The 9,435-nt window shown below is 36.2% G+C and carries 10 protein-coding genes; 2 read left to right on the top strand and 8 right to left on the bottom strand.

Annotation, left to right across the window (positions count from 1 at the left end; genetic code table 11):
• From ACY65O_RS17790 to ACY65O_RS17815, 6 genes are all read right to left on the bottom strand, one after another.
• Positions 1–720, bottom strand: a 720-nt coding sequence (locus ACY65O_RS17790) for a 2-phosphosulfolactate phosphatase (RefSeq protein WP_462222205.1), incomplete at its 3' end; no start/stop codon positions are given.
• Positions 721–730: 10 nt separating this feature from the next.
• Positions 731–1,204, bottom strand: a complete 474-nt coding sequence (locus ACY65O_RS17795; RefSeq protein WP_462222206.1) for an SRPBCC family protein — start codon at positions 1,202–1,204, stop codon at positions 731–733.
• Between the two features lie 29 nt (positions 1,205–1,233).
• A complete protein-coding gene (gene gcvT, locus ACY65O_RS17800; protein ID WP_462222207.1) occupies positions 1,234–2,337 on the bottom strand; it encodes a glycine cleavage system aminomethyltransferase GcvT in 1,104 nt (367 codons plus the stop codon).
• A 140-nt stretch (positions 2,338–2,477) separates the two neighbouring features.
• On the bottom strand, positions 2,478–2,864 hold the full coding sequence (locus ACY65O_RS17805) for a hypothetical protein (RefSeq protein WP_462222208.1): 387 nt from the start codon (positions 2,862–2,864) through the stop codon (positions 2,478–2,480).
• A 45-nt stretch (positions 2,865–2,909) separates the two neighbouring features.
• The gene (locus ACY65O_RS17810) at positions 2,910–5,108 is read right to left on the bottom strand and encodes a PspC domain-containing protein (protein ID WP_462222209.1); all 2,199 of its coding nucleotides are present in this window, start codon (positions 5,106–5,108) and stop codon (positions 2,910–2,912) included.
• A gap of 69 nt (positions 5,109–5,177) precedes the next feature.
• A complete protein-coding gene (locus ACY65O_RS17815) occupies positions 5,178–5,543 on the bottom strand; it encodes a PadR family transcriptional regulator (RefSeq protein WP_462222210.1) in 366 nt (121 codons plus the stop codon).
• Between the two features lie 337 nt (positions 5,544–5,880).
• Between ACY65O_RS17815 and ACY65O_RS17820 the strand changes: the two genes are divergently transcribed.
• On the top strand, positions 5,881–6,744 hold the full coding sequence (locus ACY65O_RS17820; protein WP_462222211.1) for a serine hydrolase: 864 nt from the start codon (positions 5,881–5,883) through the stop codon (positions 6,742–6,744).
• Positions 6,745–6,831: 87 nt separating this feature from the next.
• On the top strand, positions 6,832–7,977 hold the full coding sequence (locus tag ACY65O_RS17825) for a hypothetical protein (RefSeq protein ID WP_462222212.1): 1,146 nt from the start codon (positions 6,832–6,834) through the stop codon (positions 7,975–7,977).
• A 102-nt stretch (positions 7,978–8,079) separates the two neighbouring features.
• On the opposite strand, the gene ACY65O_RS17830 is transcribed toward ACY65O_RS17825, so the two are convergent.
• Positions 8,080–8,823 (bottom strand): LVIVD repeat-containing protein, encoded by a 744-nt coding sequence (locus tag ACY65O_RS17830; RefSeq protein ID WP_462222213.1) that lies wholly within the window; start codon positions 8,821–8,823, stop codon positions 8,080–8,082.
• 11 nt (positions 8,824–8,834) lie between these two features.
• A partial coding sequence (locus tag ACY65O_RS17835; RefSeq protein ID WP_462222214.1) for a hypothetical protein occupies positions 8,835–9,435 on the bottom strand: 601 nt, incomplete at its 5' end.

Raw genomic sequence — 9,435 nt, forward strand, 5'->3', positions numbered from 1 at the left:
AATTAATTTCCCTTCTTTATAAACCACCAGTACATCGGCCACATCGGGTGTTAAACAAAAATTTATATCTTCTATTAAACCAAAGCGATCTACCAGGCGGTGATAATGGGTGAGGTTGGGTGCAAAACCGGCTAAATCATGTTTATTGTTTTGGTACAATAATTCTGCAGTAAACGAACTGTCGCAATGAATAGTAAAATGTTCTTTTACTGTACTGATGACTGCACCGGCAAATAAAGTGTCTTCAATATTATAGCGGTCTTTCCATCCGGCACAACCCAGCACTACATTTTTATTTTGTGCCATTAAATATTTACACACCGATGAAAGATTTGGGAAAGAGCCGCAGATAATTGTATCGGCATTATTATCCAGTGCCATTTGTAAAAGTTTGGTGCCGTTAGTGGTGGTAAGCACTAAAGTTTTTCCTTCAATAAATTCTTTTGAATATTCTAAGGGTGAGTTACCGTGTTGCAGGCCTTCTGCAATTTGCCCGTCTCTTTCACCGGCAGCAAGTGCATCAATTTTTTTACTTATTTCAATAGCTTTAAAAACTTCATCTACAGGAATTATGCATTTGGCACCATTTTTTAAAACGGCTGCAATAGTTGATGTTGCCCTGAACACATCTATAATTACCACCACTGCATTTTTTAAATCGTATAAATGTAATAAAGCCGGGCTAAGACAAGTGTATAATGTGGGTTTGTTTGTTTGCATCGGGGTAAAATTAAAGCAATATTACTTTCCACTTTTCAGTTTCGGCGTAATGTTTTATAATATCATTTCTTTTTATCAAAAACTTTTCTATATATTTTTTTAGGTAAAGAGCATTGAAAAATTTTCCGAGTGAACCATAAGGACTTTCAAAATCTACAATATCAATCATTATAGTGCCATTATCGATTTGCTTAAAATGGTGATGGTGTTTAAAGTTTTTAAAATCGCCTTTTATCATTTCGTCAGTAAAACTATCGGGGCTTTGCATTTCCGTTATTTTGCTGGTGTGCTGCCTTGTTTTAAAAAGATGTTTTGCCTGCCAGGTTACGGTTTCATCTTTATTTATTAAACCCGATGTTACGCCTGCAATGGCTTTTTCGTTGGTATGAGCTGTAGAAATTTTGTGCAATGTAATGCTGCGGCTTAAATTAAAAACCCTTTCTATTGGCGCTGCAATAAATGTTGTAAGATGAATTTTTGACATATGCTTTTACCCCTTTAGGGGATAGGGGTTTAAACAAAAGGCACTTTCGCTACTTTAGCTTTCAATAAAGTATTTCTAATGCTGATATAAATTTCGCTGTCGATAGCTGCAAATTTAGTATCAACATAACCTAAGCCAACCGCTTTACCCAGCGATGGCGATTGGGTGCCCGAAGTAACTGTACCAATTATTGTTCCTTCAAAATCTTTTATATCATAACCGTGGCGGGCAATGCCTTTTTCCATCATTTCGAAACCCACTAGTTTTTTTGTAACGCCTTTTGCTTTTTGCTTTTCAAAATATTCGCTGTTGGTAAATGGTTTTGTAAATTTTGTTATCCATCCCAAACCGGCTTCTAATGGCGATGTGGTATCATTAATATCATTGCCGTATAAACAAAAGCCCATTTCCAAACGCAGCGTATCTCTTGCACCAAGGCCAATGGGTTTTATGCCGGCAGTTTTTCCTGCTTCAAAAATAGCATCCCAAATTTTATTAGCGCCATCTGCTGCATTTTCACCTTCAGTAACTGTAGGAAAATAAATTTCTACTCCGCCTGCACCTGTATAACCGGTTGCGCTGATTAAAACATTATCTACACCTGCAAAAGTTCCTTTTGTAAACGTGTAGTATTTTAAATTCATGATGTCCATATCTGTAAGCGGCTGTAAAATTCTTGTGGCATTGGGTCCCTGTATGGCAAGTAATCCTGTTTTATCAGAAATATTATGCATCTCCACATTCTTATCATTAAAACTGCTTATCCAGTTCCAGTCTTTATCAATATTGCCGGCATTAACAACCAGCATGTAACTTTTATTTTCTTCCAGGCAATACACCAGTAAATCATCAACTATACCGCCATCGTTATTAGGCAGGCAACTGTATTGCGCTTTACCTGCTGTTAATTTACTTGCATCGTTGGTAGTAACTCTTTGTATTAAATCTAAAGCGTTTTCTCCTTTTAAAATAAACTCACCCATGTGGCTTACATCAAACACGCCGGCATTGTTACGCACTGCCGCATGTTCATCATTAATACCGCTGTAACTAATGGGCATATTGTAACCTGCAAACTCGGCCATTTTTGCACCAAGGTCAATGTGTTTTTGTGTAAAGGGGGTTGTTTTCATGAAAATTTTTTATGATTATATCTGAAGGCAAAGGTAAGGTGTTATTAATTTATTGCAGAACGTAATCAAAAAGAAGTCCCGTCAAAAATGACGGGACGGTGTTTGTTTCAACTTCAACTCAACTATCGAAACTATTTAAATTAATTTTCGGCTAACAGGTCTTTTACGCCTTCGCACATTTCCTTTATTTTTTCATATGATTCCTCTGAATTTTGTTCCTTATCAAATTTTATTTTTAACCTGCCTTCGTAAGATTTTATGTAAAACTTTGTGTTATCATCCAGCGTAACTGTGGCATCAACATAATTATTACCCTTGCTTTTAAAATTTACAGTTGATGCGGTGTATTCTTTTATAAAATTTTGTACCGCCTTTGTTTTTCTATCCTCAAAATGTGCTGATAATTTGTATTCGTCCTCATCTTCCTGTATAGAAATGGATACATCGTTATCGTGATAATTAAAACAGGATGAAAAAGTATTTGCTAAAAAAACACCAGCGGCAACAAGAATCAAAAATTTTTTCATGTTGATGTTATTTTGGTTTTGATTGATTAAACTACTTTTGAAAAATTAATTAATGTTGGGCAAAATATTAACGCCTGGCATTATTATAGAACTCAGTGTTTCGGGTTCTGTTTTTTGTATGGTGCCGTTAGCATTTTCAATTTTATTTTTTTCTTTTTCCAGTAAGTTATCCATCGAATCTTTTTGCTGCTGATGCCTTCTCTCAATCGAATCCACTTTTTGTTGCCTCCTGTTTTCTAATGAGTCTTCCCTGCGTTGCAGCGAATCTTCAATAGCGTTATACCTGTAGCTGCGCTTGCTGTTATTTGAATTTTGTTTTCTGTTATTTTTATCATTCCACCCATCTGCTTTTCTTCCCGTTAATGTGTACAATCCATCTTCTTTCATTATATAATCCACATCCGATTGCCACCTGATATTCTGTTCTCCATCATAGTAGTCATTGTCCCAGTTGTCATTCCATCTGTCTGATCCAAAATGTACAGGCCAGCCAATACCGTTATTAATACGCACCTGTTTGCCAACCGGTACATACACTGTGATGATGACCATTTGATTACGGAACTTATCTGTTTTATTGATAGCAATTCCTTTTTCTAAAAGCAATATTGAATCTTTTTGTTCCACATTAAATTTTATAAGGCTGGCAAGGTTGTTAGCATCTGTTCTTGTATTACCACGTGCAGTTTTTTTCATTGTCACCTGAAAACTGTCGTTAGGAGATTTTACAATTTCTACATATACATTTCTTACATAAGCAGTATCCTCGTCAATTAAATTTTCAAAAGGCTCAAAACGTATCCAGTTACGGCCATAATACTTTTTTGTAAACGGTAGTGATGATGTAATTACCATTTTGTTTACCTGTGTGTTGCTTAATTGTACAGGTTGTTCATCAAGACGGCTGCTGCTTTTAAAATCTCGTGTTACTGTAGCAAAAAGCATGATTATACAAACCCAGCCCAGCGTCCATAGACTTCCGAAAGTAAGGCGTAATATTTTACTGCTGGTTTTCACCCTCGCAATTTTTCTTATCAGCCATGTAACTATTGCAATTATAGGTACTGCAATAAATAATACCAATGTACCCCAGGCATAAAAATTTTGCCAGCTACCTTTTAGTATATAATCTTTAAGCGGAAAAACTCCAATTGAAAAAACTCCCAGAGCAAACAAACCCATTACCAAACCAAAGCATACACAACCTATAATAAAGTAGGCAAATATTTTAGCGATCATTGCTATTACATTTCCTAAACCACCCCGGTTACGTCGTGTAAAGCTTTGCACATCACCCGCCATTGCTTTTGCTTTTTCATTAATTATGCCGGAAGCTTCTGCGCCAAATTTTTCTGCTTTTTTACCTACGCCTTTCATTTCTTCCATCACCGAATTTTTTATAGAATTCATATCTACTTTCTCTCCCTTCATGGCTAATTTTTCTGATGTAGTCAAAGCTTCGGGTATCACTATCCATAAAATAATATACACTATTAAGGATGTTGGGCTGAATGTAAAACGTATTACATCACCAAAATCCCAAAAGCCGCCCCAATGGCCCCAGCGTGAAAGAAAAGAAAGAAATGGTAACAGAAATAAAGCTCTTGGTATCCATGGATTAATACCGAAATAATTTCCAATACCACTGCAAACACCTGCAATCATTTTTTCATCGGCATCTCTAAACAGTTTTCTTTTGGCGCCGCCAATTTGTGCAGTTGAAGTACTGGGTACTGCAATCCACATAATAATATAGGTTAAAAAGCCAACGCCTGAAAATAACAGCACAACAAAAATTATACGTGCAATTACCACATCAATATTAAAATAGTTAGCAAGGCCGCTGCACACACCACCCAGCACTTTATCATTTTCGTTTCTGTATAATCTTTTGTGGCCTGTTGCTGTTGTGCTGCCTGCTGTTGATGATTGCTGCTGGTTATTTGATGAAGCATTTGAAGTTGTTTGCGTATTGTCCTCCATTGGTTCAAAATCTTCGGGGCGGCCAATGCTGTTAATGATGGCGTTTACATCATCATCGGTAATACATGTGGCACCTTTGGTAATTCTTTCCTGAAAAAGTTCCCCAATACGGCTTTCAATATCATTAATGATTTCATCTTTACCTTCTTCGTTTGTAAAATGCCGGTTAAGGCTTTCGGTATAATTTTTTAGTATTTCAAAAGCGGTGGTTTCTATTGGTACCACACGGCCCTGGAAATTAATATTGATTACTTGTTTCATGGCTAAATAATTTTTGTTTCGTTAGTTGATGGGGCTTAAAAAACAAATCATGGCTATACTTTTTGTTTATTAAGGTTTGTTGAAGTTGTTGTTGTTAATGTTGTTGGCATCTACATCGGTTACGGCTTTTACGGCGTTGGCAAGCTCATTCCATGTTGCTTCCAGTTCCCGGTAAAAAGCTGCACCTTTTTCGGTAAGCGAAAAATATTTACGTGGCGGGCCACTGTTACTTTCCACCCAGCGGTAGGTTAAAAATTCTGCGTTTTTAAGCCTGGTAAGCAGGGGATAAAGCGTTCCTTCCAACAGGTTAAAGTTGGCCGACTTCATGGTGTCAATTATGTCCGAAGGATAAGCTTCTCCCTGCTTAATTACCGAAAGGATACAAAATTCCAGTACTCCTTTCCGCATCTGGCTTGCTGTGTTATCAATGTTCATGGCTTTGCTATTTTAAAAATTCATGGCTATACTTTCGTGATAAATAAATCCGGTTTTTCTCTATCACATAACAAAGATAATAGGAATTTTAATACTATGCAATACATAATACCATATTTTTTATAGTAGTGGGTGGTAGCCATTAGTCTGCTTTGCATACAAATCAATACAGTAAAGGGTTTTAGCAGTTTTGAAGATTTAAAAAATATTTCTTTAAATTTATGAATGGCAAATTTTGGTGGGTGAATGGCTGGAATCGGAAAGATTTTCAACTATTTTCTTTATAATTTGTCCAACTGATTAGTTTAAGTAGATTTATTGTTGAAACTAAATGATTATGAAAAAATTACTGCTGCTCCTGTTATCATTATATTTTTTTGGCTATTGCCCGGCCCAAAAAACAGATAAAAAATTATACAGCCAAATAGCTTTGTTATTAAAAGATTTTAAAGGAGATGTGGGTGTATATGTAAAGAATTTAAAAACAAATAAAATTGTTGCTATAAATTCAGATACCCTTTTTCCTACTGCCAGCATTGTAAAAATTCCTATTCTTATTGGGATAATGGATAAGATAGAAAACAAAACATTTGATTATCACCAGAAACTGGTGTACAGAGATTCGCTGGCTTACAGCGATTTTGATGTTACCTCTAATTTAAAAGACACCGCTAAAATAGAAATGGCAAAAGTTATTATGCTGATGCTTACTACCAGTGATAACACAGCAAGTTTATGGTTGCAAAAATTATCTGGCGGCGGAGCAAGAATAAATGAAATTTTAGATTCCGCAGGTTTTAAAGCTACAAGGGTTAACAGCAGAACTGCAGGAAGAGAAAATAACAGAACGCAATACGGCTGGGGGCAAACTACGCCTTATGAAATGGCTACGCTGATGGAAAAAATTTACAAAGGAGAAATAATAAATGACAGTGCCTCAAAAAAAATGATCCGTTTATTGGGCAGAAATTACTGGGATGAGCAAGCCATATCTAAAATACCACCCGATGTTTTTATAGCCAGCAAAAATGGTTGTGTAGATGCCAGCCGCAGCGAAGTGTTACTGGTAATGGCAAAGCAACCTTATATCTTCAGCATCTTTACAAAAAACAATACAGACCAGCGTTGGACACACGAAAACGAAGCATGGATGCTGACGAAAAACTTGTCTGCCTTATTGTGGCAGCATTTTAATAAATAAGAAATTGTTAAAATGTTAATAGTGTGCCTTATGTTTTTATCAGTGGCATTTGCTTTGTAATTAATAAGCAAAAGGAGGAAACAAATTATGAAACAACTTTTACTTATTATTGCTGCTGTTTTTTTATTTGCATCCTGCAAAACCACCAAAGATTATTTAAGCCGTGGCGATGAGGACAAAACTTTATTTGATGTAGTTAAAACATTAAACAAGCGCAGCAACGACGATTCGGCCAACAGGGCTTTGCCCATTGTTTACGAAAGGGTGCAGCAAAAACATCTTAAAAAAATAAGCACTTATAAAACTTATAAAGAAATAACCCGTTGGGATAAAATTATTGATGAGTACAGCACACTGCAGCAAATGTATTATGCCATTAGTAATTCTGGCGCTGCAGGCAGTTTGGTAGCACCTACTAATTATCAAAACGATATTTATGATACTAAACAACAGGCTGCAGAAGATTATTATCAACTAGGTACAACATTATTGCAAAGCGACAAAAGAGATGATGCAAAAAAAGCCTACAGTTATTTTAAAAAAACAGATAAATATGTTTCGGGCTACAAAGATGCCAATGCAAAAATGGATGAGGCTTATCAAAATGCAATAATTAATGTGGTGATAAACCCTGTGCAGGACAACTCTTTTTTCTTTAACACCGGCTGGGGCAATTATGGTTACAATTACAGCAACGAATATTTTCAGCAAACATTAGTAAGAGAGTTGGGTGGTAAAAACAGCAGCCGCTACCCTGCAAATTTTTATACCGAGTGGGAAGCAAGGCGTGATAATGTGCAACCCGACTGGGTAGTTGATTTAACCCTGCGTGATATGGATATACCCAGGCCAAATACGTACAACTACACCCGTAATGTAAATAAACAAATTGAAGCAGGCCGTGATACCAGTGGAAAAATAATTTATCAAACTGTTTATGCTACTGTAAATATTGTTAAGCAATCTTTTACAGCCCGTGCCCAAATGGATGTAAACATAACAGATGCTGTTAGCCGCAAAAACATAAGTTATAATACTTATAGTGATGATTACCGTTGGGAGCAGGAATATGCAACCTACACCGGCGACAGAAGGGCCCTTGACAGCAACGACTGGGCAATAATAAATAACAGAAATTATAATGAACCCCGTAAAGAAGAGGTGCTGAATGAATTATACAGAAAAATTTATCCGCAGGTAAAGAACAGGATTAGTTATGCGGTGGATTGGTAAGCAGCAGTAAAGAAAAATAATTTATAAAGCCCTGTTTAAAATCAGGGCTTTTTTATTAAGGAATTAAAAAAATGCATTTTGTAAAATCAAAAAACTGAAGCATCAGTTATTAATCAATGCCAGTTGTACAGGATTTGTTTTATTACTTATATCGTACAAAACCAACCCTGTGCTTATATAGCAAATCAACAAATCGTTGTAAGGTATCACATCTTCAAAAATATAAGTAGTTAATTTTTTACGCAGTACAGGTGTTGCCGGTGCCGAAACATTAAAAATACTTAAGCCGTTATTTTTTTGGCAAACATATAAAATAGAATCTGCCAAACCCAGGCCACGTGGTGTAGGCATTAAATGTTTTTTAATTAACAGCGGACTGGTAATATTGGAGACGTTGTAAATATATAATCCTTCTTCTACCGCACCGCAGGGCTGGCCACCTAATAAAGTTACAAATGCTGTGCTGTCGTTGGCAACAACGGGATCACAACTTCTTACATGCCTGGCCTGGCTGAGTAAAACCGGTTGTGCCGGATTTGTAATAGAATAAATATACATTCCATCAATTGAGCCGATAAATAATTTGTCTTTATAAGGAAAAATGGTTTCTACACCAAAGTTCATATTGATGCTGCCTTTTTGAGTTGCACTCTGCGGATTGGTAATATCAAATATTTTTAAAGTGGTAACATCGGCCAGGTAAAGATAATTGCCCACTATAGTAAATCTTGCTAAAGATCCGCCTTTGCCTGTAGTAGTAGTTGCTGCAGCACTTGTACTGTCAGCTGCTTTTTCGCATGAAGAAAAAAATGCAAGCGCAAAAAATAAAAAAAGTATTGTTCTCATAAATTATTGTATTAAAATCTTCTTTGGCAAAATTGCTGTACACTGTCTTTTACCCAGCTTACAATCATTGAGTCGTTAAAGTATCTCGGGCATTCATAAAAACCTGTATCGGGCGGAGCTTGCCATGTATAAGGCCGTTGTGTATCCATAGTGTTAAATACACCTTTAAATCTTTTTATTTCTACCGGTGCGGTGATGTTGGTAATATCTATCACCACCATATCATTATAATTATTGGCGTACAAATAATTTCCTTTAATTGAAATATCTGTATTGCCGCCCAATTCAATAAATGCTACACGCTGTGCATTTGACGGAGAAGCATTATCAATAAGGTGTATGCCTTTACTAATATCATTTTGAAAGATGGTATTACCGAACACATAAATTTTACCCGCTGCCATCATGGGCCGGGCTATATTGTAAAATTTTATTTTTTTTACGGCGGTATCTGCGGCATATTTAGCTTTCCATCCCATTACTTTTTTAGAATAATCCCTGTTGTCGATAGCAGGCTTGTAGGTTCGCCAGTTACACGAGACAAATAAAATGATACCCAAACTGTATAATAGCATCTTCATAATAAGCAGTTTTGCAGATATGACACTATAT

It is taken from the genome of Ferruginibacter sp. (assembly GCF_031430955.1).
Classification (GTDB): domain Bacteria; phylum Bacteroidota; class Bacteroidia; order Chitinophagales; family Chitinophagaceae; genus Ferruginibacter.

Excerpts from the sequence above, each read along its gene's own strand:
- ACY65O_RS17805 (WP_462222208.1), bottom strand. The coding sequence starts at position 2,864 with ATGAAAAAATTTTTGATTCTTGTTGCCGCTGGTGTTTTTTTAGCAAAT.
- ACY65O_RS17830 (WP_462222213.1), bottom strand. The coding sequence starts at position 8,823 with ATGAGAACAATACTTTTTTTATTTTTTGCGCTTGCATTTTTTTCTTCA.
- ACY65O_RS17815 (WP_462222210.1), bottom strand. The coding sequence starts at position 5,543 with ATGAACATTGATAACACAGCAAGCCAGATGCGGAAAGGAGTACTGGAA.
- ACY65O_RS17795 (WP_462222206.1), bottom strand. The coding sequence starts at position 1,204 with ATGTCAAAAATTCATCTTACAACATTTATTGCAGCGCCAATAGAAAGG.
- ACY65O_RS17820 (WP_462222211.1), top strand. The coding sequence starts at position 5,881 with ATGAAAAAATTACTGCTGCTCCTGTTATCATTATATTTTTTTGGCTAT.
- ACY65O_RS17825 (WP_462222212.1), top strand. The coding sequence starts at position 6,832 with ATGAAACAACTTTTACTTATTATTGCTGCTGTTTTTTTATTTGCATCC.
- ACY65O_RS17810 (WP_462222209.1), bottom strand. The coding sequence starts at position 5,108 with ATGAAACAAGTAATCAATATTAATTTCCAGGGCCGTGTGGTACCAATA.
- gcvT (WP_462222207.1), bottom strand. The coding sequence starts at position 2,337 with ATGAAAACAACCCCCTTTACACAAAAACACATTGACCTTGGTGCAAAA.